Source organism: Bradyrhizobium sp. AZCC 2262 (assembly GCF_036924535.1).
GTDB lineage: Bacteria > Pseudomonadota > Alphaproteobacteria > Rhizobiales > Xanthobacteraceae > Bradyrhizobium.
The window spans coordinates 6,907,700-6,931,392 of the sequence record NZ_JAZHRT010000001.1 but is presented as its reverse complement, the minus strand read 5'-3'; the positions used below and the strand labels follow the sequence as shown (position 1 = coordinate 6,931,392).

The 23,693-nt window shown below is 62.6% G+C and carries 21 protein-coding genes; 9 read left to right on the top strand and 12 right to left on the bottom strand.

Going from position 1 to position 23,693, the window contains the following annotated elements; genetic code table 11:
* Positions 1 to 159: 159 nt before the first annotated feature.
* From V1283_RS32480 to V1283_RS32460, 5 genes are all read right to left on the bottom strand, one after another.
* On the bottom strand, positions 160 to 1,539 hold the full coding sequence (locus tag V1283_RS32480) for an ABC transporter substrate-binding protein (RefSeq protein WP_442895795.1): 1,380 nt from the start codon (positions 1,537 to 1,539) through the stop codon (positions 160 to 162).
* A gap of 350 nt (positions 1,540 to 1,889) precedes the next feature.
* Entirely contained in the window at positions 1,890 to 3,179 is a 1,290-nt protein-coding gene (locus tag V1283_RS32475) for a serine hydrolase domain-containing protein (protein WP_334393257.1), read from the bottom strand.
* A 326-nt stretch (positions 3,180 to 3,505) separates the two neighbouring features.
* Positions 3,506 to 4,210 (bottom strand): hypothetical protein, encoded by a 705-nt coding sequence (locus V1283_RS32470; protein WP_334390699.1) that lies wholly within the window; start codon positions 4,208 to 4,210, stop codon positions 3,506 to 3,508.
* 1,208 nt (positions 4,211 to 5,418) lie between these two features.
* Positions 5,419 to 6,261 (bottom strand): amidohydrolase family protein, encoded by an 843-nt coding sequence (locus tag V1283_RS32465; protein WP_334390698.1) that lies wholly within the window; start codon positions 6,259 to 6,261, stop codon positions 5,419 to 5,421.
* Between the two features lie 33 nt (positions 6,262 to 6,294).
* The gene (locus V1283_RS32460; protein ID WP_334390697.1) at positions 6,295 to 6,633 is read right to left on the bottom strand and encodes a monooxygenase; all 339 of its coding nucleotides are present in this window, start codon (positions 6,631 to 6,633) and stop codon (positions 6,295 to 6,297) included.
* Between the two features lie 231 nt (positions 6,634 to 6,864).
* Here V1283_RS32460 and V1283_RS32455 point away from each other — a divergent pair, with 231 nt between their 5' ends.
* The 3 genes from V1283_RS32455 (at position 6,865) to V1283_RS32445 (ending at position 9,574) form a co-directional block, all read left to right on the top strand.
* On the top strand, positions 6,865 to 7,224 hold the full coding sequence (locus tag V1283_RS32455; protein WP_334390696.1) for a hypothetical protein: 360 nt from the start codon (positions 6,865 to 6,867) through the stop codon (positions 7,222 to 7,224).
* 167 nt (positions 7,225 to 7,391) lie between these two features.
* Positions 7,392 to 7,937, top strand: a complete 546-nt coding sequence (gene msrA, locus V1283_RS32450; protein WP_334390695.1) for a peptide-methionine (S)-S-oxide reductase MsrA — start codon at positions 7,392 to 7,394, stop codon at positions 7,935 to 7,937.
* The gene (locus V1283_RS32445) at positions 7,934 to 9,574 is read left to right on the top strand and encodes an acetolactate synthase large subunit (protein WP_334390694.1); all 1,641 of its coding nucleotides are present in this window, start codon (positions 7,934 to 7,936) and stop codon (positions 9,572 to 9,574) included. The genes msrA and V1283_RS32445 overlap by 4 nt, the downstream gene beginning before the upstream one ends.
* An 8-nt stretch (positions 9,575 to 9,582) precedes the next feature.
* Here V1283_RS32445 and glgA read toward each other — a convergent pair whose 3' ends face one another.
* From glgA to V1283_RS32430, 3 genes are all read right to left on the bottom strand, one after another.
* Positions 9,583 to 11,043 carry a glycogen synthase GlgA gene (glgA, locus tag V1283_RS32440; protein WP_334390693.1) on the bottom strand — a complete coding sequence of 487 codons (1,461 nt, stop codon included), beginning with the start codon at positions 11,041 to 11,043 and terminating at the stop codon, positions 9,583 to 9,585.
* The gene (gene glgC, locus V1283_RS32435; protein ID WP_334390692.1) at positions 11,040 to 12,302 is read right to left on the bottom strand and encodes a glucose-1-phosphate adenylyltransferase; all 1,263 of its coding nucleotides are present in this window, start codon (positions 12,300 to 12,302) and stop codon (positions 11,040 to 11,042) included. The genes glgA and glgC overlap by 4 nt, the downstream gene beginning before the upstream one ends.
* A 355-nt stretch (positions 12,303 to 12,657) precedes the next feature.
* Positions 12,658 to 13,329 (bottom strand): TetR/AcrR family transcriptional regulator, encoded by a 672-nt coding sequence (locus V1283_RS32430; protein WP_334390691.1) that lies wholly within the window; start codon positions 13,327 to 13,329, stop codon positions 12,658 to 12,660.
* Positions 13,330 to 13,556: 227 nt separating this feature from the next.
* Between V1283_RS32430 and V1283_RS32425 the strand changes: the two genes are divergently transcribed.
* From V1283_RS32425 to V1283_RS32415, 3 genes are read left to right on the top strand one after another with little or no spacing between them, the layout of a single operon-like run.
* Entirely contained in the window at positions 13,557 to 14,054 is a 498-nt protein-coding gene (locus tag V1283_RS32425) for a (2Fe-2S)-binding protein (RefSeq protein WP_334390690.1), read from the top strand.
* Positions 14,051 to 15,109 carry an FAD binding domain-containing protein gene (locus tag V1283_RS32420; protein ID WP_334390689.1) on the top strand — a complete coding sequence of 353 codons (1,059 nt, stop codon included), beginning with the start codon at positions 14,051 to 14,053 and terminating at the stop codon, positions 15,107 to 15,109. Before V1283_RS32425 ends, V1283_RS32420 begins: the two co-directional genes overlap by 4 nt.
* Positions 15,099 to 17,360 (top strand): xanthine dehydrogenase family protein molybdopterin-binding subunit, encoded by a 2,262-nt coding sequence (locus tag V1283_RS32415; protein WP_334390688.1) that lies wholly within the window; start codon positions 15,099 to 15,101, stop codon positions 17,358 to 17,360. Before V1283_RS32420 ends, V1283_RS32415 begins: the two co-directional genes overlap by 11 nt.
* Before the next feature lie 48 nt (positions 17,361 to 17,408).
* Here V1283_RS32415 and greA read toward each other — a convergent pair whose 3' ends face one another.
* The 3 genes from greA to V1283_RS32400 all read right to left on the bottom strand — a co-directional run bounded on the left by greA (position 17,409) and on the right by V1283_RS32400 (position 19,964).
* Entirely contained in the window at positions 17,409 to 17,891 is a 483-nt protein-coding gene (gene greA / locus V1283_RS32410; RefSeq protein ID WP_334393256.1) for a transcription elongation factor GreA, read from the bottom strand.
* 114 nt (positions 17,892 to 18,005) lie between these two features.
* Positions 18,006 to 19,517, bottom strand: a complete 1,512-nt coding sequence (locus V1283_RS32405) for an ATP-binding protein (RefSeq protein WP_334390687.1) — start codon at positions 19,515 to 19,517, stop codon at positions 18,006 to 18,008.
* A 267-nt stretch (positions 19,518 to 19,784) separates the two neighbouring features.
* Complete coding sequence (locus V1283_RS32400; protein WP_334390686.1) at positions 19,785 to 19,964, bottom strand: DUF3072 domain-containing protein; 180 nt, start codon at positions 19,962 to 19,964, stop codon at positions 19,785 to 19,787.
* Positions 19,965 to 20,063: 99 nt separating this feature from the next.
* On the opposite strand from V1283_RS32400, the gene V1283_RS32395 reads away from it, so the two are divergent.
* Both V1283_RS32395 and V1283_RS32390 read left to right on the top strand, forming a co-directional pair.
* Entirely contained in the window at positions 20,064 to 20,399 is a 336-nt protein-coding gene (locus tag V1283_RS32395; protein ID WP_334390685.1) for a hypothetical protein, read from the top strand.
* Positions 20,389 to 20,619 carry a hypothetical protein gene (locus tag V1283_RS32390; protein ID WP_334390684.1) on the top strand — a complete coding sequence of 77 codons (231 nt, stop codon included), beginning with the start codon at positions 20,389 to 20,391 and terminating at the stop codon, positions 20,617 to 20,619. The genes V1283_RS32395 and V1283_RS32390 overlap by 11 nt, the downstream gene beginning before the upstream one ends.
* Before the next feature lie 78 nt (positions 20,620 to 20,697).
* Here V1283_RS32390 and V1283_RS32385 read toward each other — a convergent pair whose 3' ends face one another.
* Positions 20,698 to 22,623 carry an AsmA family protein gene (locus V1283_RS32385; protein WP_334393255.1) on the bottom strand — a complete coding sequence of 642 codons (1,926 nt, stop codon included), beginning with the start codon at positions 22,621 to 22,623 and terminating at the stop codon, positions 20,698 to 20,700.
* Between the two features lie 282 nt (positions 22,624 to 22,905).
* Between V1283_RS32385 and V1283_RS32380 the strand changes: the two genes are divergently transcribed.
* Positions 22,906 to 23,613 carry a CoA transferase subunit A gene (locus tag V1283_RS32380; RefSeq protein ID WP_334390683.1) on the top strand — a complete coding sequence of 236 codons (708 nt, stop codon included), beginning with the start codon at positions 22,906 to 22,908 and terminating at the stop codon, positions 23,611 to 23,613.
* Positions 23,614 to 23,693: the final 80 nt, after the last annotated feature.

The window sequence follows — 23,693 nt, the reverse complement described above, 5'->3', positions numbered from 1 at the left end:
GCGGCTACCCTGTCGTCCCTGCGAACGCAGGGACCCATAACCACAGGGGGCCATTGTTGCACAATGCCGTCGACCAGCGTCCTTTAAAACGGCCGCCGCGGCGTATGGGTCCCTGCGTTCGCAGGGACGACGACGTAGCGGCGGCCGGCATCGGTTACCTCAACCCGCGACCTGCTTGATGCGGGCGATCAGTTCGTCGACGGCCTTGTCGACCGGCACCTTCTCGCTCACCACGCGGTTCATCGCCTTGGCCCAGACGTTCTCGTTATTGAGGATCGTGAACTTCCAGTTCTTGGTGAAGTCGAACGGCGTGGTGCCGCCGGTGAACTGGTTGTACACCGCCTTGCGATGCCGGTCAGCCTGCCAGAACGGGCTCTGCTGGCTTGCCGTCGTCACCGGGAACCAGCGGCCGAGCGCGCCTTCGATATAGGGTCGAAGGTTTTCCTCCTGCAGCAGGAACTTGATGAACTCCTTGCCCTCGGCCTTGTTCTTGGCGGAGGTGAACATCAGGCCGGTCTTGACGTCCGAACGGTACTTGATCGGGGTGCCGTCCGGTTTGTTCGGGAACGAGGCGGTGATGATGACCTCGTCGTAGTTCTTCTTGCCGAGCGCGCGCTGTTCCGGTGTCAGGGCGGCATTGTTGGAGTCGTCGAGCCATTTCGCCGCGATCGAGATCGTGAAATTGTGCGTCATCGCGATGGTCTTGTTGTGGAAGGCGACGTTGTTGTCCGGATCCTTCCAGGTGGTGGAGGAAGGCGGCGTGCAGCCGCGGATGTAGGTATCGGTGTAATCCTTCAGCGCCTTGGTCAGGTTTTCGCGTACCTTGGGATCGTCGACCAGAAGCTTGCCCTCGTCGTCGACCAGCTTGACGTCATAGGCGTCCATGAAGGTGTAGAACGACTGGAACGAGTCGGTGGATTCCACGCCCATCGGCTGACCGACGGCGTAGATGCGCTGGCCGGTGGCCTTGCGGCTGGCCGACTGCACCTTGTCGCACCAGAACGACCAGTAGTCTTCCCATTTGGTCGGGATGTCGCTTTGCTTGAAGCCGGCCTGCTCCAGCAGGTCCTGCCAGATCTGGACGTGCATGCTCTGCTGCTTCAGCGGGAAGCCGTAGTACGCCTTCTTCTTGGCCACATCATTGTAGAGCAGCGCGGTCTCGAGCGTGTTGGGCGCGAACGCCGATTTCATCGGCGTCAGGACGTCACCGAGGTCCTCGAGCTTGCCCTCATAGGCCCACTTGCCCTGCACCTGCACGTCATAGGTGTCCGCATAGGCGACGTCGGGCACGGTGCCCGAGTCCAGCGCCGCCACCGTCTTCGGGATCATGTCCTGGATGGCGTATTGCGACAGCTCGACCTTGATGCCGGTCTTGGCCTCGAATTTCTTGATCGCCTCCAGAAGCGCGTCGTCCTCGGATTTGTAAAAACCCTTGCCGAACCAGACGGTGATGGTCTTTTGCTGGGCGAGCGCGGGTGCAGTGGCGTAAAACAGCCCGACCGCAGCGACCGCGAGTGAAACTGATCTCCTGGATATCACGTTGTTCTCCCTGAAAACGCCGGCTTTTTAACCGGTTGGATAAAAGATAGCGCAACCATGCGGCGTTAGCCAGATGGGGCAAGGCAAACTTCTGTAGGGGGACATTCCGGGCGCAAATGCGGCGGGGCTCCGCCCGGGCATTTTGGTTCAATCATTTGGTTCAATCATTTGCGTCCTCGGATACCGGAAGCCGGGAGAACGTGCATTGGCATGAAGGCGCGATCTCGCGGCGCGATGCGCCCGAGGCTTCGCTGAGGCTCTCGCCCGATGGGCGCGGGGGCTGATTGAAGAGCGAGGCGGCGAGAAGCCGCCGCATCGCTTTTTGGAATGTGATGGCAGGCAGGATGACTTCAGTCCACGAGTGCCTGATAGACGAGCGACTTGAACATCCTGCGGTAATACGCGCGTATCGGGCTCGGCGCCTGTGTCATGTAGACACCGACGATCTCTTCCTTGGGATCTACCCAGAAGTACGTGCCGGCGTAACCAGCCCACATGAACTCGCCCGCGGAGCCGGGCACGCCAGCAATCCCGTCATTCTGGCGTACTGCAAAGCCAAGACCGAATGTATAGCCCGGCGTTCCCAGCAGAAGCTCACCCGGCTGCAATGGCGCTGCGACACGCGTGCCGAGATGGTCCGACGTCATCAGTTTGATGGTGGAGCGGCTCATCACGCGCACGCCGTCGAGTTCGCCACCATTCACTAGCATCTGTCCGAACCGCAAATAATCATTGGCGGTTGAAAGGCCTCCAGCGCCGCCGGAATCGTTCCCCGGCTCCGCAGACACATCGAGTACGCTTACTTTCTGGCCCGACGCCGGGTCGACCGGCAGGGGCTGAGCAAGGCGCGACATCTTTGACGCAGGAACCCAAAAACCCGTGTCGACCATCTTGAGCGGCGTGAACAGCCGCTCATCCATAAAGACGGCAAGCCGCTTGCCAGACGCAGCCTCGACGACACGGCCGAGAATATCGACAGCCATGCTGTATTCCCACATCGTACCAGGCTGATGAATCAAGGGCGCCTTGGCGATGCGCTCGACTTGCTCGGCTGGCGTCATGCCGCGAGAGTCGTACTCGTGGACGCCCGGCTGGGAGAACTTGGCCTCGACGTAGGCCGCCTTCACAGGCTCGTTCTTGGTAATCTCCGCATAGGCGAGACCTGCGCTATGCCGCAACAGGTCCTGCACGATGATCGGCCTCGCAGCCGGTACGTTCGTGTAGGTGGCCTTACCATCGGGCCCTGGGGCTGCCACGCTCACCTGCACGTCCTTGAAGGCTGGCAGGAATTTGGAGATGGGATCGGTGAGTTGGATGACGCCATCTTCGACCAGCAACATTGCTGCCACCGAAACAAGCGGCTTGGTCATTGAGTAGATGCGGAAAATCGAGTCGGGCTTCATCGGCGTATTTGCGCCCTTGTCCTGGAAGCCGATGGCGTCCGAATAGACGATCTTCCCCTTGCGGGCGACCATGACGACCGCCCCTGGCAACTTGCCGTCGGCAATCTCCTTCTTTAGCGTCGAGGTTATCCGCCCAAGGCGCTCGGCTGACATGCCCACCTGATCGGGCGTCGCTGTAGCAAGGGGCTGGAGTTCGCGTGCGCTGGCTGGTCCCGACACTGTCGTGGCGACCACCATCGCAGCCAATGCGGTCGTCGCTGCCAATACTTTCCACCTGGACATGACGTTCCTCCGTGACCGTTTTTGTGAGGACCGATTTCGCTCGATCCGGCAGCGATCTTATCCGACATGTTCTCTTTGGGACATGCTTCCGGACATCGGATAAGTGCCGCGACCCCGCCACGGACGCGGGCGTTTGATTGGCGGGGACACCGTTGCGCGACATGGCGGGGAAATACTGAAATTCATCGGCGACGGTCTGCTCGCCATTTTTCCGCTCAGCCAGCCGTCAGCCAGCGCTCCACGTGCCGACGCCCTGACTGCCTTTCCGTGGGACGCGTTGACTAGAGTCGCGCGGTCGGTGAGCGAGGCACTAGCGGGATACGAAAGATCTTGAATCCCGTGAATTCGGGAAACCCTGTTTCCGGATACAGCAAAGCCAGAACTGCAGCCGGCACTTCGCCACGGATCAACCGATTGATCACTCTCGTTTGTCCCGCGCTGAGTTGGACTTCGGCCGCCCCCGCTGCGGCGATTGCGGTGCGAACCTTGTCGCGGGATGCGGAATGCCTGTCATCCATCGCAATATCCTTACCGCTTAGATCGGATATCGCATTGATTTCCGGGCGCGCGATAAGGAGAACAACCAACTGGTCAGCGTTGCTCGGTGATCCGGATGCGGCCTTTTCGGCATCGCGCAACGTCATCACGTGCTCCGCGATCACCGTGGCGGCTATCACCTGCTGCTGTATCGTTCTGGCATTGGAGTCGGCCGCTGCGCTAGCCGTTGGCTCCAGTCCTGCCACGTCATATGGCGGCGCGGATGCGGCCTTGTTGGTATCACCAAGCCCAATCGTTTCCGAGCGATCGGATTGGGCGCCATTGTCAGCTTTCTGATCAGGTGCCGGGACCGCCGCGGCGGCGGTCACCTGCTCCCGTAGCGTTCGGATATTGAAATCGGTGGCGGCGTCAACCGCGGGAATGGTAGCCGGATCGTTGACGCTGCCAGGCGGCGCGGATGCGGCTTTCTCGACATCGCCGGGCGGCACGCTCTCCGAGCGGCTCGCAACAACGGCATCATCATTATTCGATTTCTGTTCTGGCGACGGAGCCGGCGGCGCGGCGGTCGCCTGCTGCGCAGGCGCCGCCGCTACGTGTTCTGGTACTACCTTGGTCGTGTTGAAATTGGCCTCGGCGTTACGCTTGTCCGGCGGTCCATCGGGCTTGTCAGCGGCGCTATCTGCGGGCTGCAACATCGCCACCCTGGCGGGCGGCAATGGCACGGCCTGCCTTGCCACCCGGACCTGCCTTCCTGCCGTCGTCGCGCGATGAGCCATGCCGCTCGCCGGGCGCTGCCGGAGCTGCGTGTGTGCCGGGTGTCCCGACGCGGACAACATTTGACGAGACCAGGCCATGTAGGACTGGCAAGCGCTGTTACATGGCATTCCGTCGATATAAACGATGTCACGCGAATCCAGCGGATGGGCCTGCGGAGTTTCGACCGAGCCGAGGGACAACACGCAGGTCAGAAAAATCCATTTTTTCGACATGAGTACTCCATTCAATACAAATGTTCGCGTCGGCGATCAGTGATCGTGGGCGCGACGGATTCAAAAGTTCTTGCCGCCGGGATATGCGCGTCAACCGATCGCGATGAGGCAAGAACGTCGCAACTGCCCGTCAGAAAAACCCGGGCTAAGATTCAAGCCGTACTTTGCAACACAGAAGCAGGCGCTTGGCGCAAAGCGAAATGTTTGTTGTCGGAATTTGCGCGAGTCCAGTCATCGAGAATAGCGCGCATGCAAACGTCTGAGAGGGCATTCATAGGCAACCTACAAATGTCAACATCAGAACGATCAATCGATCGTTGAAAGAAACTCCTGTGTAGCAGGCTTAACTTGAATTTCGATTGTGGCTAATACGAGATGACAAGGCGCGCGGCGCTTGCTGAATGTCTCGTGCAGGCATCGCGTGGTCGAAGCGATTGAATCGTCCGCCTCATAACTCGATGAGGGGTGGTGGCCGCGTCCCGTTGTTTTCGGTCCCAGCAAGTTCCCAAGCGCACTTTTGAACCAGCATTGAATGGCGCTCGTAGTGAGTTTTGCCGAGTAGCCCGCATGAGCCAACGGGGCGCGCGAACACGCCCGCGACGAGCGCAATTGCGCTCGCACAGCGATGACAGGCTCCGCGATATGCGGGACACGGAAACAAGACCCGGATATCGCTTCGCTCATCCGGGCTACGCTTGCCGCGTTTGCTAGCTCTTCTTCGGTGACCAGCCATAGGCCTTGGCGCAAGCGCAGCCCATCAGCATGGCCCGCTCGGTGTCGCTCAGGCGGTCCGTCTTCAGGAAGGGCTCGACGGCCTGCTCGTAGTTGACGACGGCAAACGCCCGCGTCCAGTCCGTGCCCCACAGGCAGCGATCAAAACCCCAGGCATCGAATACGCGGGCGAGCGGGTCCCAGATGTCGGGATACGGATACGGCTGCCGCGAAAGCGTGCAAGCGCCGCTGACCTTGATCACGGCGTTGGGGCGCCTGGCGAGTTCCAGCACCTTCGGGAGGTTGGCCCACGGCTCGGGCGGCGCAGGCGGCACGCGGGGCTGCAGGATGCCCAGATGGTCGACGATGAATCGTGTGTCGGGATGGCGATCGATGAACGCAATGCCCGCGTCCAGATTGTCCCAGCACAGGATGTTGAGTGGAAAGTCGTAACGAACGGCCGCGCGCGCGATCCGGTCGAGGCCGGGATCATCAGTCGCGCGCTTCTCCTCCTTCCGCAGCATGACGCGGATTCCGACCGCGCCCGGCGTTTTCTTCCAGTCGGCGACAACGTCGGCCACATCGGGATCATCAGGGTCGAGCGGCTTGACGATGGCGAGCCGGCCGGGATGGGCCCGCTGCACTTCCACGGCGTAACTGGCGTCGTAGCGGTACAAGGAAAAGGCGGAGATGAAGATCGCGCCGTCGACGCCGACCTTGTCCATCGCCGCCACCATCTCGTCACCCGTGACGTGATCGGGCCAGTTCGGCACGCTGTGCCAAGGCCGCTTCGGTGTGTTCGCCTCATAGGCGTGGACCTGGGAGTCGATAATCGTCATCGGATCCGTTTCCTTGCACAGCGATCAAATTGATCAGGCCACGACCTCAATCGCCTTGCCGTTGACGCGGGTCTCGCCCTTCAGATTGTCGACGGTGACATAGGTGTCGTACCAGGTGAGGCGAGGCCGGACCCCGAAGCGCCCGGTCAAGTCAGCGATGCGCGCTTCCGTAAACCAGGCTTCCGCCGATTCACGGCTGTCCCAGAGATAAACGCCGCCGGTGCCGCTTTCACCATTCAGGTAGTCCTTTCGGATCAGTCCTTTGCTGGCGAGGCCGCGATAGGTCGGTGCGGTCGAAGTGCCGCCTTTCACCGCCATCTCCTCTGAGCGCTTCGGCAGATCGAACTGAACGACGACGATGCAATTGGGCATGGATGGTTTCCTCCCGTCAGGTCGTCAATCATGCGCTGAATTCGGGCACGCGGTCAAAGGCTGACCGTGCGGTGGTGACCGCTTCTGGCGCAAGGCGGCCATTCCGCAAATTGCAGATGTTGGCTAAGTGCCACAAAGCGGTCGCCTCGCAAGCGAACCGGAAGCCGTTGCGCTGGGCTGTGCACCGAGATTTGAATCGCGTCCCAACAGCCGGCCGTCTATGGTGTGTTTATGTCGCGCCTCTTGTTTCTGTCGATTGCTATCGTCCTGTCGCTGCTTCCGGTCGTCGCGCCGGCCGCGCCGGTTCATAAACGGCCGGCGCCACGCTGGCACGGCTACGGCTTCCTGCCGGGCTATCAGCAGCCACCGAATAACAGCCTTCCAGCTTACAAGCAGAAAGCTGCGGTTTCGCGCATGGCGCGCCAGAACCGGCGCCCCTGGTATATCGATCCAGTCCCAAGTTATTACGGGTACGATGGCGACTGGCACTATTTCGGCCGGCCTGGCTTTTACGGTGGTCGCTACAATGGCGGCAGCTTCGGCCCTTGCTGGACGCGGACGCCGATCGGGCCGGTCTGGAATTGCGGCTGATCAAGCTGTTGATCAGGCCGAGCCTGTGCATCCATTTGCCGGCAACGGCGGCGCATGACGCAGAGCCGAGGTGCGTTGGTATTTGTGCTTTTGCATTGTTCGGCCTCATTATGCGTCCTTGATAGAGTTCAGGAACGACGCCCGCAGTGTATCCAGGGAGGATAGACATGACAGTTTCGACGGAACGCGCAGTCCTGGCCGGTGGCTGCTTCTGGGGTGTGCAGGATCTGCTACGCCGCTATCCCGGCGTGATTTCAACCAGGGTCGGCTATACCGGCGGCGAGGTGCCAAATGCGACCTATCGCAACCACGGCAATCACGCTGAAGGCATTGAAATCATCTTCGATCCGCAGACCATCAGCTATCGCAAGCTGCTGGAGTTCTTTTTCCAGATCCACGACCCCTCGACGCTGAACCGCCAGGGCAACGACCGCGGCGCGAGCTACCGATCGGCCATCTTCTACACCAGCGACGCGCAGAAGCGGATCGCCGAAGACACCATCGCCGATGTCGATGCTTCCGGGCTTTGGCCGGGCAAGGTTGTTACCGAGGTGGCCCCTGCCGGACCGTTCTGGGAAGCCGAGCCCGAGCATCAGGATTATCTGGAAAAATATCCTGACGGCTACACCTGTCACTTCATTCGGCCGGAATGGACGCTGCCGCATCGGGCGGAGAAAGCTTCAACAGGCGCGAGCGGAGCCTCAGTCGCGTGACAAAAGCCTCCGATCTGCTGGTGGCGGCCCTCGAGAACGAGGGCGTCGGGTACATCTTCGCCATTCCCGGCGAGGAGAATCTCGACGTGCTGGAGTCGCTGCGGCGCTCGAAGATCAAGCTGGTGCTGACCCGGCACGAACAGGCGGCCGGCTTCATGGCCGCCACCTACGGGCGTCTCACCGGGCGCGCGGGCGTCTGCCTGACGACGCTGGGTCCCGGTGCGCTCAATCTGACGACGGCCGCGGCCTACGCGCATCTGGGCGCGATGCCGATGGTCATGATCACGGGACAGAAGGCGATTCGGAGCAGCCGCCAGGCTCGCTTCCAGATCGTGGACATCGTCGCGACCATGCGGCCGCTCACCAAGATGGCGACGCAGATCGTCGCAGCACAGAGTATTCCGACCCTGGTTCGCGACGCCTTCCGGGTCGCGCAGCAGGAGCGGCCGGGGCCCGTGCATCTCGAACTGCCCGAGGATATCGCGGCCGACGAAGCCGCGGCCGAAATCATTCCCCCGCATGTCGTCGAGCTTCCGGTCGCGCCTGCCGCGGCCATCGAGCGCGCCGCAGCCATGATCATGGGTGCCAGCAAGCCGCTCGTCATGCTGGGCGCCGCGGCGAGCCGCCCGCGTCTCGCGGAGCCGCTCTCGGCGTTCGTGCGACGATGCGGGATTCCCTTCTTCAACACCCAGATGGGGAAGGGCGCGGTCAATGCCGGCTCCAATCTCTATATGGGCACGGCTGCGTTGTCGGAGCGGGATTGGGTTCACGAGGCGATCGACCAGGCCGATCTGATTATTTCGATCGGCCACGACACCGTTGAGAAGCCGCCTTTCCTGATGGGCCATGATGGACCGCAGGTGATCCATGTCGGCGCCACGCCGGCGACGGTGGAACAGGTTTACTTCCCGCAGGCTGAAATCGTCGGCGACGTCGGCGCGAGCCTCGCAAGCCTGGCCGATCGCCTCGAAGGCAAGCTCCCCAATGGTCAGGCTTTGCTGGGTTTGCGGGAAGGGATCCTTGCCCACCTCGCCGAGCGGTCGACGGAGGACCGGTTTCCTCTGACGCCGCAGCGCATCGTGCACGACGTCCGCCAAATCATCCCGCCGGACGGCATCGTTGCCCTCGACAACGGCATGTACAAGATCTGGTTCGCCCGCAACTATCGCACCAGCGTCGCCAACACGCTGCTGCTCGACAACGCGCTGGCGACCATGGGTGCGGGTCTTCCTTCGGCGATCGCCGCGGCGCTGATCCACCCCGAGCGGCGCGTGCTTGCCGTCTGCGGCGATGGCGGCTTCATGATGAATTCGCAGGAGCTTGAGACGGCCGTGCGGCTCAAGCTGAACCTCGTCGTGCTCGTGCTCGAGGACTGCGCCTACGGCATGATCCGCTGGAAACAGGAAGTCGATGCGTTTCCGGACTTCGGCCTCGAGTTTGGCAATCCTGATTTCGTCTCCTATGCCAAGTCATACGGCGCCAAGGGCTCGCGCGTCGGCAAGGCCTCGGAGCTCTCGACGATGCTGGAAGCTGCTTTCACGGAAGGCGGCGTGCATCTCGTCGTCGTACCCGTCGATTACAGCGAGAACATGCGCGTGCTCGTCAACGAGTTACATCAGGTCGTCCAGGCCAAATGAAAGCCCCGTTACTGTCTCCGGCCGCCCGCGACGACATCGCGATACAGGGCGGCGTAGCGGTTTGCCCGATTGCGCCATGATACATCCGTCGACATGCCATTGTGCTGCAACCTTCGCCATGCTTGCTGGTCTCGCCACAGGATATTGGCTCGGTGCAGGGCGCCAGCGAGAGCTTCGGCCGTGACTGGTCCAAACGTGAAGCCGGTTGCGGCGCCACCGGCTGTGTCGACCTCTTCCGCGTCAATGACAGTATCCGCAAGGCCGCCGACCTGCGATACGATCGGGATAGCGCCATATCGCAAGGCGCAAAGCTGGGTCAGGCCGCATGGTTCGAAGCGTGACGGCACGACGAGGGCGTCCGCGCCGGCCTGAATGAGATGGGCGAGAGCTTCGTCGTAGCCGATCAGAACCGCTATCCGGCCCGCGTTCGCTTTTGCGGCCGCCTGATAACGATCCTGGAGATCCGGATCGCCGCTCCCAAGCAAGGCCAACTGCATCCCTTCGCCGAGGATCGTCGGGACATTCTCGAGAAGGATATCCAGTCCCTTCTGCCAGGACAGTCGGCTCACCACGCCCAGCAGCGGGGCGTTTGGGGATGGATCAAGACCAAGCCGGCGCTGGAGGGCCAATTTATTCGCCGCACGGGATCCCAGCTCTGTTGCGCTGAAACGAGCGGCGATGTCGGGATCGGTCTCGGGGTTCCAGACGGAAGTATCAATGCCGTTGAGGATGCCACTCAAGACCTGTGATCGTTCGCGCAGCAATCCACCCAGCCCCATGCCTCCCTCATCGGTCTGAATCTCGCGCGCATAGGTCGGGGAAACCGTCGTGATGCGATCCGCGAATTGCAGGCCCGCTTTCAGGAAGCTGATCATTCCGTAATATTCGACCCCGTGAATCGAAAAGGATTCAGGCGGCAAGCCGAACGCGTCGAGCATTTGATGCGGAAACTTGCCCTGGTAGGCCAGATTGTGGACCGTCATCACGATGGCGGGCCGGGGCTGGTGGGCAAGGTGCAAATAGGCAGGCGTCAGTCCGGCCTGCCAATCGTGGGCGTGCACGACATCAGGCACGAATGACGGAATGGCGCCCTGGCCGATTTCGGCCGCCATCCGCGAAAGCGCGGTAAAGCGCACGCCGTTGTCCGGCCAATCCTTGCCGTCCGGGGTCACATAGGGGTTGCCGGGCCGCGCAAAGAGATGCGGCGCATCGAGCACCAGCAGGTCGAGGTTCCCATGCGAGCCGCAGAGCAGGCGGACTGGTCCGCCAAAAAAATGCGGCACATGGAGGAGCTCCTCCGCTTCTGGAAGCGCCTTGATGACATCGGGATATCCCGGCACCAGGGTCCGCGTTTCGATGTCGTACGCTCGCAACGCGGTCGGGAGCGCGCCGACGACGTCGGCCAGGCCCCCCGTCTTGACGATCGGATAGATTTCGGAGGCGACCGCAAGAACGCGAAGCGACGTCATGCATCGAGCCTGTCGATCATCGGCTGCGTAATGAGCGTGATGCCGTTCGGGGTGGTTCGAAACCGTTTCGCATCCAGTTCGGGATCTTCGCCAACCACGAGACCTTCCGGGATTTGAACGCCGCGATCGATCACGACATTATTCAACCGCGCACGCCGGCCCACATTCACGTAAGGCATGACGACGGCATTTTCCACGTTTGCATACGAATTGACGTGCACCCCGGTGAAAAGCAGGGAGCGGCGCAATGCGGCGCCAGAAATGATGCATCCTCCGGAGACAAGCGAAGTCACCGCCTGTCCGCGCCGATCATCCTCATCGTGAACAAATTTGGCGGGAGGCGTGATCTCGGCATGGGTCCAGATCGGCCATGCACGGTCGTAAAGATCGAGCTCGGGGAGGACGTCGGTGAGGTCAATGTTGGCGGCCCAGTAGGCATCCACGGTTCCCACGTCCCGCCAATAGGCTCGTGGATCGTCGTCGGACCTGACGCAGGAGGTGGAGAATTGGTGAGCCACCGCCCGGCCGTTCTTGACGAGGTAGGGGATCAGGTCCTTGCCGAAATCATGGCTCGAATTCGGGTCGTTCGCGTCTCGCCGCAACTCGTCGAACAGGAATTTCGAATCGAATACATAGATTCCCATGCTGGCCAATGACGTGTCGGGTTTGCCAGGCATCGGCGGCGGATCGGCCGGCTTCTCGAGAAAGGACAGGACGATGCCATTGTCGTCCACGTGCATGATTCCGAAGCCGCTCGACTCCGCGCGCGGCATCTCCAGGCAGCCGATCGTGACGTCGGCGCGTTGCTCGACATGCTGCTTCAGCATGCGTTCGTAGTCCATCTTGTAGATGTGATCTCCGGCGAGAAGCACGATGAATTTGGCATCGTGCGACTCGATGATGTCGATGTTCTGATAAACGGCGTCAGCCGTTCCAAGGTACCAGTTCGTCTCGGAGACGCGCTGGCTTGCCGGCAGGATATCGAAACTCTCGTTGCGCTCCGGACGAAAGAAGTTCCAACCCATTTGCAGATGCCTGATCAGGCTGTGAGCCTTGTATTGGGTTGCAACCGCGATCCGGCGAATTCCGGAGTTCACCGCGTTGGAGAGGGCGAAATCGATGATGCGCGATTTTCCGCCGAAGTACACCGCCGGCTTGGCGCGCCTGTCGGTAAGCTCCAGGAGCCGGCTTCCGCGACCGCCCGCAAGAACGAAGGCGAGGGCATGGCGTGAGAGCGGTTCGTTCATGATCGCGGCCATTTTGTCCTCCCTGGAACCACAACGCACGCCCCGAAACCTTCTCTTGTCCGGAAGGCAGGATCGGGCCATGCGCCGATAGTAGCGGGACAAAAGGCTGATCGGAAAGTGGTATGTAAGACGGCCGAAATGCTGGGGCTTGGTCGCTCTACGGAAGTCGGGGTTTGCCTGGTTCGCTGTTCCACCGGGTCGAACGGCCGCTTCTGGCCCCAAGGCGGACATTTGTCAAAAGAACTGATTTGAACGCGTGACCGAAGAAGCGCGTTTCAGCGAACGGAAACGGCGGTTCGCTCGTGGTTTGCCGGAACTCCAGCCACGTCGGAATTCGAATGTTGCGGCCTGATCGACAGCCTCGATTTTATTTCAAGCTCTTGCCGACTTCACGCCGCCGATTTACCGGCTTCCCTGACGCGGCGCCGCGCGATGACAACTTTGAACCCCGATCGGCCTTGGCCTGCACGCGCAGGCCATCGACGAAGACGTCGACCAACCGCATCACGCTTTTCTGCCAGCCAGGCTGGTCGTGCATGTAGCACATGCCGACGAGGGCACGCAGCAAGTCCTCCGGGCTGATGTCCGACCGTATCTCGCCGGCCGCTATCGCGCGATCGAGCAAGGCGCCAACGGCTTTGGCCAGGCGATCGAACGTAAACGCCGCGAGATCCGACGAGCCGTGAACGGCGAGCGCCAGCGCGGCGGACATGCCCTTCTTGGTGGCGACGAACTCGACATTGGATCGCAGCCAACGGCGCAGGGCATCGACGGGCGCGGGCGCATTCTGCAATTCTTCGGCCAGTTCGACGAGCTGTTGCACCTCGCGGCGATAGACTGCTTCGAACAGATCCTGACGCGTCGGGAAGTGGCGGTAGAGCGTACCGATGCCAACACCAGCCCGTTTCGCGACGGCCTCCAGGCTCGCTTCCGCACCACCCGCGCTGAACACGACTTTTGCGGCCGACAGCACGCGCTCTCGATTGCGAATCGCGTCCGCGCGCGGCCTCCGAACCGTGTCTGTCGACTGTTTCGCCATACCTGTTGTCTTAATCACGAACCGTTGACGTGGAGCCGTATTAACTCTCATCCCGTTGATTGAGAATGATTTTTTCGGAAGCCTCGGCCCCCGCATCGATCATTCTTCCGGCGGCCTCTTGAAAACGGAGGATGCCTCCGCATATGGCGGTGGATAGAAGACCTGGAAAGGGCGGCTGATCGATCCGCGCCGATCCGGTTCGGATCATAGCATTGATTGGAGCTTACATGAGTTTCTCCATCGGCCTCACCGTTAACGGTGCGCGGCGGGACGTCGAACTGGACGACCCCCGTGTGACGCTGCTCGATCTGCTGCGCGAGCGGCTCGACCTGACGGGTACCAAGAAAGGATGCGACCGCGGCCAGTGCGGCGCCTGCACGGTCCTGGTTGACGGACGGCGGGTCAATTCGTGCCTGGCCCTGGCGGTCAGCCATGACGGTGCCAACGTGCTCACCATCGAGGGTGTCTCACGCGGCGACCAGTTGCACCCGGTGCAGGCTGCGTTCATCGCGCATGACGGCTTCCAGTGCGGGTTCTGCACGCCGGGCCAGATCATGAGCGCGATCGGCCTGATCCAGGAAGCGCAAACCGGCGACGACCCCGAACGGATTCGTGAAGCCATGAGCGGAAATCTCTGCCGGTGCGGTGCCTATGCCGGCATCACTGAAGCCGTGCTGGAAGCCCGGCAAAGCCTCGCCGATTCCAACCAGAGGCGCTCCGCATGAATAATTTCGAATATATCAGGCCCGCGACCATTTCCGATGCCGTCACCGCCGCCAGCCGACCTGACGCTGCTTATCTCGCGTCCGGCACCAATTTGCTCGACTTGATGAAGGGCGGCATTGCGCACCCAAGCCGTCTGGTCGACATCACGCGCCTGCCCGGGCTCGATCGCGTCGAACGCCTGCCTGACGGCGGCCTCCGTATCGGTACGCTCGTCCGCAATGCCGATCTGGCGCATGATCCTGATTTCGCAAGATGCTATCCAGCCGTTACCGAAGCGCTGCTGTCAGGGGCTTCGGCGCAGCTTCGCAACGCTGCGACCGTCGGCGGCAATCTGCTGCAGCGGACGCGTTGCGGATATTTTTACGACGTCGCCAGCGCTTGCAATAAGCGCAGGCCCGGCTCGGGCTGCGACGCGGGCGACGGCGAGAATCGGCTGCATGCCGTTCTCGGCTGGAGCAAGGCCTGCATCGCGACCCACCCGTCGGATTTCTGCGTGCCGCTGGTTGCGCTCGATGCCGTCGTGGAGATCGAGGGCAGGAACGGCCGGCGCGAGGTCGCGCTGGAGAGCCTGCATCGCCTCCCCGGCGATACGCCTGAGCAGGAAAATGTGCTGGAGCCCGGCGATCTGATCGTGGCGCTGCGATTGCCCGCCGAGGCACGCGCTTTCGCGCCGCATGCACGCTACTTGAAGGTCCGCGAACGCACCTCATATGCTTTTGCCGTCGTGTCGGCCGCCGCCGCGCTGCGGATAGAACAAGGCAAGATCAAGGACGTTCGGCTTGCGCTCGGTGGGGTCGCCGCCAAACCATGGCGTGCCCGTGCGGCAGAAGAGGGACTGGCAGGCGCCGGACCAACTGCCGATGCCTTCCGTCGCGCGGCACAGGTAGCGCTCGCCGATGCCAAACCGTCCGGAGACAATCTTTTCAAGATCGAATTGGCGCAGCGGATTCTCGTTCGCACCCTGACGCTCGCCGCGGCGGGAACGCCGGATCGTATTCCCGCGCTGCCCGCTTCTGCCTTTTCCTCGGTTTCCGGAGCGCTTCATGTCGCTTGAAATCAGCTTGACGCAGACGCCGGCGAATGTCCGGCACGGCTCGAATATCGGCCAGCCGCTGACCCGCCGCGAGGGGTTGCTGAAGGTAAAGGGCCAAGCCCGCTATGCCGCGGACAACCATCCGCCCGGCATGCTGCATGCCGTGATGGCGGTCAGCAGCATCGCGCGCGGTCGCGTGGTCTTCCTTGACGTGCAGGCGGCGAAAAATCATCCCGATGTCGTCGAGGTGATGACATCAGCCAACCGGCCGCCGCTCGCGGAAGATCCAGACGCCAAGACCAACCCATTCATGTTCCGGCTCGATCTCCTGCAGAACGACAAGGTGCGCTACGCGAACCAGCCGATCGCGGTGGTGATTGCAAAAACGCTGGAGTCCGCGACGGAAGGCGCCGCGCTGCTGGCGCCTCGCTATGAAGCGCTGCCGGCCCGCGTTGGGCTCGATGCCGATGAAAGCTTCGTGCCGCCGGCCGTTGGCGTCGGTAATCCGTCCGAGATGCATCGGGGTGACGTGAAAGCGGGCTTGGCCGCGGCGTCGAAACGCATCGACGCAATCTATGAGACGCCCGCGCAGTATCACAACGCCATGGAACCGCACGCGATCGTGGTGGCATGGGATGGCGAGAGCCTGTCGATTGACACGCCGAGCCAGGGTCTCGCCATGGCGCAGGGACGGATCGCGGGGTTGTTCGGCATCGCGCCGAACAAGATCCATATCCGCAGCCCTTATCTCGGAGGTGGCTTCGGCTCCAAGGGACTGATCTCCGGACCGCAGATCCTCGGCATCCTGGCAGCGCGGCTGGTCGGCCAACCGGTCAAGCTCGTACTGCGTCGTGAACATATGTACGGTCCGGTCGGCCACCGCGCGCCGACCCGTCAGACGCTTCGCATCGGCATCGATGGCGATGGCCTGCTAACCGCGATCGCCCATCACGCCAGGACGGTATCGAGTACATTCGACGATTTCTTCGAACCGGCTGCCGATGCCTCGCATACGCTGTACGCCAGTCCTGCGATCTCGACCTCACACGAGGTCGTCCGGGTCGATACCGGTACGCCGCTGTTCATGCGTGCTCCCGGCGAGGCCACCGGTTCGATCGCGCTCGAAAGCGCCATCGATGAAGCGGCCTGGAGCGCAGGGATGGATCCGCTTGCCTTCCGTCTCAAGAACTATGCCGACGTCGAGCCGATTTCCGGCAAACCGTTCTCCTCGAAAGCCCTGCGCGAATGCTACACCCAGGGCGCCGCACGCTTTGGCTGGTCGAAGCGAAAGTTTGCGCCGCGACAAACGCGTGACGATACCGGTCTGCTGGTTGGCTGGGGCGTGGGTACCGCGACTTTTCCCGCGCTTATGTTCCAGGCCGAAGCGCGGGCGGCGATCCGCGGCGATGGATCGGGCGTGATGGAAATCGGCGCTCACGACATGGGTCAGGGCGCTTGGACCGCGCTCGCGCAAATCGCTGCCGACGGGCTCGGCCTTGAAGAGGTGGAGTTCAGATCGGGCACCTCGGATCTGCCGGATGCAGGCATCGCCGGCGGCTCAGCCCACACCGCGACCGCAGGCATGGCGATCCACAATGCAGGCGCCGCCGTCATTGCCAAACTCGCCGATCTTGCGACCGGTGACGAGCGCTCGCCACTGTTCGGTGCAGGCAATGCCGGCGTTACCGCCCGCAACGGCCGTCTCTTCCGCCGCGATGATGAAAACCGCAGCGAGAGCTACGCGGATATCCTCGGCCGCGCCGGGCTCAGCGAGATCGATGCCCGCGGCAAGGGCGCCGCCGACCCTGCCGCGCAGTCAGCCTATGCCATGCATGCGCACGGCGCCGTTTTCGCCGAGGTCAAGGTCGATCCTGATCTCGGTCAAATACGCGTCACCCGTCTTGTTGGCGCATTTGCGGCGGGCCGTGTGATCAATCCGCGTATGGTCCGCAGCCAAATCTACGGCGGGATGATCTGGGGCGTTTCGTTCGCGCTTCACGAGCAAGCCGTCAGCGATCGTCGTTCCGGCCGGATCATCAACGCGAACCTCGCCGAATACCACGTCCCTGTGAACGCCGACGTACCAAGCCTGGAAGCGCTCATGATCGAGGAACACGATCCGCACGTGAACGCACTTGGCATCAAGGGCGTCGGTGAAATCGGCGTCACGGGCTCGGCCGGCGCGGTCGCGAATGCAGTCTGGCACGCGACGGGCGTTCGCCTGCGGCGGTTTCCGATCCGAATCGACGATCTCGTTATACCTCCATCCTAACCAGGGCGGATTGCAGGGTGCCTAGTGCGAACACCGGTACTCTCCGTGCTACGAGATCGAGATGATCTCAAGCGCCTGACCGGATGTGCCGACGACATCCCCAACGGCTTTGCCCATCAGAAGCCGTGCCACTGGGGATACGAAGGAAATGGAGCCGGCCTTGGGGTCGGCTTCGTCCTCTCCCACGATATGATATTTCTGCACGCGCCCATCGTCGCGCCTGAAGGTCACCGTGCTCCCAAAGGCGACAGTGTCAGTCGACGTCGGATTGGGGATGACCTGAGCCGTCCGAACTCTCGCCGCAAAGTAGCGCGCGTCGCGCAAAGGGGTTGCTGCCTGCCGCCGCCGTTCATTCACGTCTTCGATCTTCTGCGCGGTCTCGTAGGCCTCGCGAGCCTGGTGGAGCTGAAATTCCAGCGCCTTCAATCCCGCTTCCGTCACAAGGTTCGGATGAGGTGAAATCGGGCGGTCGGGAAGCAAGGTCTCCGACGCGGTTTCGGCACTGTCTTCCTTGGTGAAGGCAACACTCAAGCCCAAAGCTCCTTTTAAGCGAGATAGCCCAAAGGCGGTCAGCGACGAGAGCGGATTATAGCGCAACGCGCGCTTGATGCGTGGTCGTTTTTGAGTGCGCGCTCTGCCGTCGCATCAAGGCGCCGAGCTGCTGCAGCCTTGCTCCGCCTGCTGTTCCTCGGCATTGGGGTCGCCCGGTGCCGTCGCCCAGGCCAGTTCGACCAGCGTCACGATCCGCCGGCCGGCGCCGTCAAGCTGGCAAACGATGAGGCCCTGCTCCTCGATGTAGGTCAAAAGACGCCGTGCACGGCGCAACGAGTGTGAGCCATAGGCGCGGGCAATCGCCGCATCGCCCGGGCACGGCCAACCTTCCTTCGCGGCGCGGGCGATCATCATGAAGACGCCCTGCATATCCTCCGGCAGGAGTGAGGCGCGGACCGAGACATCCTGCCACCCGTCATCCTCTGCCATATCGGAGCCGAGCCCGGCGCGGGCGCGCGTCAGCATGCGGCGGAAGTCAGCCAGGTCGGGCACGTCCGAACCAAGGCCCTCTATTCGGCAGCGGACCACGAACTCCTGATAGAGGACGCCGATGGCACGGAAGCCTGCGTCGGGTTCCGCCATGACGGCGCGCAGAATACGGTCCACGCGCTCATGCCGCTCCGCCAGTTCCTCGGCGCTGAGTGGCGGCTGCTCCGTCGCTTCGGGACGTATCTCCAGCGCCGCTGACTTCGCCGCCATGAGCTGGCCAAGGAGATCTGGCGGCGACCGGCGCTGGGGCCGATTATTCTCGGGCGGCGGCGCTGCCAGGATGATGGCGCGTGCGTCCGGTGTCGCTTCCGGCAGCGGCATCAGGCGCGGGGTCGCGTTGCGCGGCGTGGTGTCCGTCGGACCGATGCGCAGCCCCAGCGGACGGCGGGAGAGGGCGGGTCCCAGCGCCATGAATTGCCCGCGCTCCAGATCCCGGAACGCCTCTGCCTGTCGCCGCTCCATGCCCAGAAGGTCGGCGGCGCGCGCCATGTCGATATCCAGAAAGGTTCGGCCCATGAGGAAATTGGACGCCTCGGCGGCGACGTTCTTGGCGAGCTTCGCCAGTCGCTGGGTGGCGATGATCCCCGCAAGCCCGCGTTTGCGGCCGCGGCACATCAGGTTCGTCATGGCGCCGAGCGAGAGCTTGCGCGCCTCGTCCGAAACCTCGCCGGCGACGGCCGGCGCGAACAGCTGCGCCTCATCCACCACCACCAGCATCGGGTACCAGTGGTCGCGGGCGACGTCGAAAAGCCCGCCGAGGAAGGCAGCGGCGCGCCGCATCTGGTTCTCGGCGTCGAGCCCCTCGAGATTGAGCACCGTGGAAACGCGATGGATACGCGCGCGCTCGCCGGCGACCTGCAGGCCCCGCTCGGTATGATCCTCGGCATCGATCAGGAGGTGGCCGAAACGGTCGGCAAGCGCCACGAAGTCGCCTTCGGGGTCGATGATGGTCTGCTGCACCCAGGGAGCACTCTGTTCCAGCAGCCGGCGCAGCAGATGGGATTTGCCGGAGCCCGAATTGCCCTGCACCAGCAGGCGGGTCGCAAGCAGTTCCTCAAGGTCCAGAGTAGCCGGAGCACCTGCCGTCGTGTGTCCCATCTCGATCGCAACGGTCATGTCTCGACTCAAAGTCTCCTTGGCGGAGGCGGGCTTAACAACCTGATCGCAGCCCGTCGAGCGCCGATGGCCGGCTACTTCCGTGTTCTCCACGGCTGGTCGAAATTTGTCGGCGGGTGTGTGAGCGCGGCGAGATCGACATCGTTCGGTCTGCAAGCGCGTCCGCAAGACGAAAGCGTCAGTTCGGCTTCGTTGCCGTAGCCCGGCAAGTAGCCCGCATGAGCCACGAGATTTCTTGTTCCAGGACGAATACGTGTAGGCCGCCCCTCAGAAAGAGTTCGCCAGCTCGATCTCCGCCTTCAGCGCCGTAATCCGCCGCTCGGCTTCCCTCGCCGTCAGGTTCTTCTCGAACAGTTTTGGCTGGTACGCCTCGGCGCTGAGCGTGCGGAGCGTCGCCAGTTGGCGGGGCGTCATCGGGGCGTCCATCTGGTCGGGGAGGCGGGGCAAACGGGAACTCCTAAAAGAATCTTTGCTTCGCCGTGGACTCTTAACTTGAAATTTGTTCTTTATTTGTTCTTATAGGGTTCAACCGCAGCGAGGTGCCCCATGGACAACAAACTCAATGAAATTAGAAGGAAAATCAAATTCTTACGGGCGGAGATGCTGGGCGCGGAGGATAATATCCGCAAACAGGTCAACCGGGCCGAGGACTGCTCGGAGGCCGCGATGCATCTGATGGCGATGCGGGTCGCCATGCTCGGCCTCATTGGCGAGCGGAACCGGCTCGGCGGCGAGGAGCGGCTGCTCAATGTCGACGAGCGACTGAAGCTGGATGTGCGTGCCGCGAGCCGGAGGCCCTCGAACGCGGCGCCAGATCCGGGATGGAGACTGGCTCGCGTCTCCGTCGGAACGGAAAAGGCTCGGGGCCGCCGTGAGCGATGAGACGATCCAGGCCCTGCGCCGGCGGATTGGCGAGCTGGACCAGCTTGCGCGCCAACTCGATCAATCCGGCCTGAACAACGCGCGGGCGCAGCTTTTGCTCTCGCGCAAGCGGGCGGAGCTGGAAGACTTCATCAACAGGGGCCAGCGATGTCAGCACCGCTCAGATGGTACGACCATAACGCGGACAACCCGCCATATCCAACGAGCCAGCGGCAAGTAGCCCGCATGAGCGCAGCGATATGCGGGATCAAGCGAAGACCCGGATGTCGCTCTCGCTCATCCGGGCTACGCGGCCAGATCAGTTCGCCTTCGCTCCGTCCGCCGCCTCCGGCACCGCCGGCTTTTGCCCGCCGCCGGTAAACCGCTCGATCACCGAGCGCACCGCATCGCGCGTCTTGCGGTCCTTCACGGCATCGAGCAAGGGCGCCGCGCCGGGCGAGCGGCGGATCAGGCTTTCGGGATCGGGGAATACCAGCGGATCGTCCCACGGGCCCTGCACCACGAACGGCAGCTCAAATCCCTTGTCGCCGCCGTTGGCCGCGGGCGTCAGGCTGGCGACGCCCTTGAGGTCGTATTCGCGGGCTGGCACGGAAGCCGTGCCTGTCAGGGTCAGGCGCGTCGTCGGTCCGTCGACGCGGACGTCCTCGACGGTGGCGATGCCGTCGTTGAAGCGCACCGAGACCGTGAGATTGTCGTAGGGCGTCGAACCTGAGCGCAAATTGCCGCCACCGGACAAGGGCCGTCGCTCCAGCCGCTTCAAAAGTTGTTCGACATTGAAGCCCGCGATCGCGCCGTCATGGCCGATCATGGTCGCCGTGCCGTCAAGCGAGGAAGCGAGCCCGAACGGGCTCGAGCCGGAGGCCATCAGCGAAACCCCGAGATTGCCGCGGCCGGTCAGTTTTGTGATCCCGAACAATTCGCTGGCGCAGGCCTGCAGGTCGACATCAGTGAACTGGAATTGCGCCTTGACGTCGGCGATCGCGTCCGAACGCGCGATCCCGAACGAGCCCTTGGCGATGCCGCCATACATCTGCGCTTCGCCGATCGATAACGCCAGCGCGCCGCCGCGCAGGTTGGCGCCAAACGCGGTGCGGCCGAGTTTTGTGGGGCCGACCGTCACCCTCGCCGCCGACAGGCGCATGTCGAGATCGGTGGCGGACAGTGAGGTGAGGTCGAAGAGTTGCCGGTTCCAGTCGCGCGCGCCGCTGGCCAGCAGGCGGACGGTGGAGATGTACGGCGTGAAGTCGAGATTGCCTGCGGCAAGCGTCGCCTGCAGCGTCTGGCGGCCGTTATTAGCTACCGTCATCACGCCCTCGGCGACGTTACCGTCGAGTTCGACATTCACATTGGTCAGCGCGACCGAGGCGCCGACGACATTGGCGCGGGCCTTCAGCGCGAAGCGGCCGAACCCGCCGCTGCCGGGCACCTGCTGTCCCATCCAGCGCAGCGCGTTGCGCAGCGACAGGCTGTCGACGGTCACAGTGCCTTCCATCATCAGGCTGGTGCGGTTGGCGACCGAGCCGTCGAAGGCCAGTTTCAGCGGCGCGCTCACGAGGCGCGCCTTCAGGCCCGAGCGCTCGCCCGACAGCATCGCGACGAAGTCGCTCGCCGAGATCGAGCCGTCGACGCGCTCTCCGCGCCAGTCGAATTGCCCGGTCGCCGCGAACGAGCGCGAGATCGACGGCCAGGCCAGCGACAGATCGATATCGCCGAGCTGCTCGGTGACGTGGTTGGTGGCGTCTTCATATTTGAGCACGCCGTCCTGGATTCTGATTTCGGAAAACGACACCTGGTTTTCGGCGCCGGGCCTCATCGTGCGCGCGATCCGTTCGACGAACGGCGTCCAGTTGCTCTCGCCGCCGGCGTCCCTGATGACGCGGATATGCGGCCGCAGCATCATGACGTCGGCGATTTCAAAGCGGCGCAGCAGCAATGGCAGCAAGCGCAGGTTGGCGGTCAGCACATCGACCTGCAGCGCGGGGTCGGTGGTGCCGCCGCCCTTCAGCCCGACATTGTGAAAGGAGACGTAGCTGCCCGGAAACACCGAAACGTCGATCGCGCCTGACACCACCAGGTCGAGCCCGGTGACATCGCGGATCTGCGCCTCGACCGCCTCGCGCAGCGCGTCGCGGTTGAGGAACCAGGAGGTTCCAATCAGGGCGAACACGGCCACGCCGAACAGCGCCGCAATCGGCATCCCGAGGCGCTTCATTCTTTGGGCCATCGTCAATGACATATCCGGATCTGGTTAAACCGAACTCGAGTTGATGCTACGGGACTTTGTTGATTAAGGGTCTATGTTGTTCAGGGCAGGCGGCGCACTGGGTTAAGCCCATGCCAACCCACGCAACTTGAAGGGTTTTCTTGACGCTTTCAAGGCCGACATGGCGCCCGATGGGCGGTTCGGCGGCATAATCCCGCATCATTGACGCACCGCGGAAAATTCGCCTAATAATCCGGAGTTAATGTCGGCACTCGGCCGTTCCCTCCATCAGGTCCTATTTCCATGAACAAGGTTTACCCCGACGCCAAATCGGCACTCGATGGCGTTCTCAAGGACGGCATGATGATCATGTCGGGCGGTTTCGGTTTGTGCGGTATCGCCGAAACCCTGTCGGATGCGATCCGCGATTCCGGCGTCAAGGGTTTGACGGTCGTCTCCAATAATGCGGGCGTCGACGGCATCGGCCTCTCCAGGCTGCTGGAGACGCGGCAGATCAAAAAGATGATCTCGTCCTATGTCGGCGAGAACAAGCTGTTCGCGCAGCAATACCTCGCCGGCGAGCTGGAGCTCGAATTCAACCCGCAGGGCACGCTGGCCGAACGCATCCGCGCCGGCGGCGCCGGAATTCCGGCCTTCTACACCAAGACCGGTGTGGGCACGCTGATCGCCGAAGGCAAGGAAGTGAAGGAATTCGACGGCGAGAAATACATCATGGAACGCGGCCTGTTCGCTGATCTGGCCATCGTTCACGCCTGGAAGGGCGACACCGCCGGTAACCTGATCTACCGCAAGACCGCCCGTAACTTTAACCCGATGATGGCAACGGCTGCGAAGATCACCGTCGCCGAGGTCGAGCATCTGGTTCCGGCCGGCGAACTCAATCCCGACCACATCCACACGCCCGGCATCTTCGTGAAGCGCATCATCGAAGTCGGGACGGGCAAGAAGCGGATCGAGTTCCGCAACATCCGCCCGCGGCCCGCGGCTTAAGGCGCGCATGATCCGGAAAAGTGGGGGCACCGGTTTTCCGACAAGATCATGCGCAAACCAGAGATCACAGGAGAACTGAC

Coding starts and splice junctions, on each gene's coding strand:
- V1283_RS32460 (WP_334390697.1), bottom strand. CDS start 6,633: ATGCCCAATTGCATCGTCGTCGTTCAGTTCGATCTGCCGAAGCGCTCA.
- V1283_RS32405 (WP_334390687.1), bottom strand. CDS start 19,517: ATGACCGTTGCGATCGAGATGGGACACACGACGGCAGGTGCTCCGGCT.
- V1283_RS32395 (WP_334390685.1), top strand. CDS start 20,064: ATGGACAACAAACTCAATGAAATTAGAAGGAAAATCAAATTCTTACGG.
- V1283_RS32415 (WP_334390688.1), top strand. CDS start 15,099: ATGTCGCTTGAAATCAGCTTGACGCAGACGCCGGCGAATGTCCGGCAC.
- V1283_RS32475 (WP_334393257.1), bottom strand. CDS start 3,179: ATGGTGGTCGCCACGACAGTGTCGGGACCAGCCAGCGCACGCGAACTC.
- glgA (WP_334390693.1), bottom strand. CDS start 11,043: ATGACGTCGCTTCGCGTTCTTGCGGTCGCCTCCGAAATCTATCCGATC.
- V1283_RS32425 (WP_334390690.1), top strand. CDS start 13,557: ATGAGTTTCTCCATCGGCCTCACCGTTAACGGTGCGCGGCGGGACGTC.
- V1283_RS32455 (WP_334390696.1), top strand. CDS start 6,865: ATGTCGCGCCTCTTGTTTCTGTCGATTGCTATCGTCCTGTCGCTGCTT.
- V1283_RS32430 (WP_334390691.1), bottom strand. CDS start 13,329: ATGGCGAAACAGTCGACAGACACGGTTCGGAGGCCGCGCGCGGACGCG.
- V1283_RS32380 (WP_334390683.1), top strand. CDS start 22,906: ATGAACAAGGTTTACCCCGACGCCAAATCGGCACTCGATGGCGTTCTC.
- msrA (WP_334390695.1), top strand. CDS start 7,392: ATGACAGTTTCGACGGAACGCGCAGTCCTGGCCGGTGGCTGCTTCTGG.
- V1283_RS32465 (WP_334390698.1), bottom strand. CDS start 6,261: ATGACGATTATCGACTCCCAGGTCCACGCCTATGAGGCGAACACACCG.
- V1283_RS32385 (WP_334393255.1), bottom strand. CDS start 22,623: ATGGCCCAAAGAATGAAGCGCCTCGGGATGCCGATTGCGGCGCTGTTC.
- V1283_RS32420 (WP_334390689.1), top strand. CDS start 14,051: ATGAATAATTTCGAATATATCAGGCCCGCGACCATTTCCGATGCCGTC.
- glgC (WP_334390692.1), bottom strand. CDS start 12,302: ATGGCCGCGATCATGAACGAACCGCTCTCACGCCATGCCCTCGCCTTC.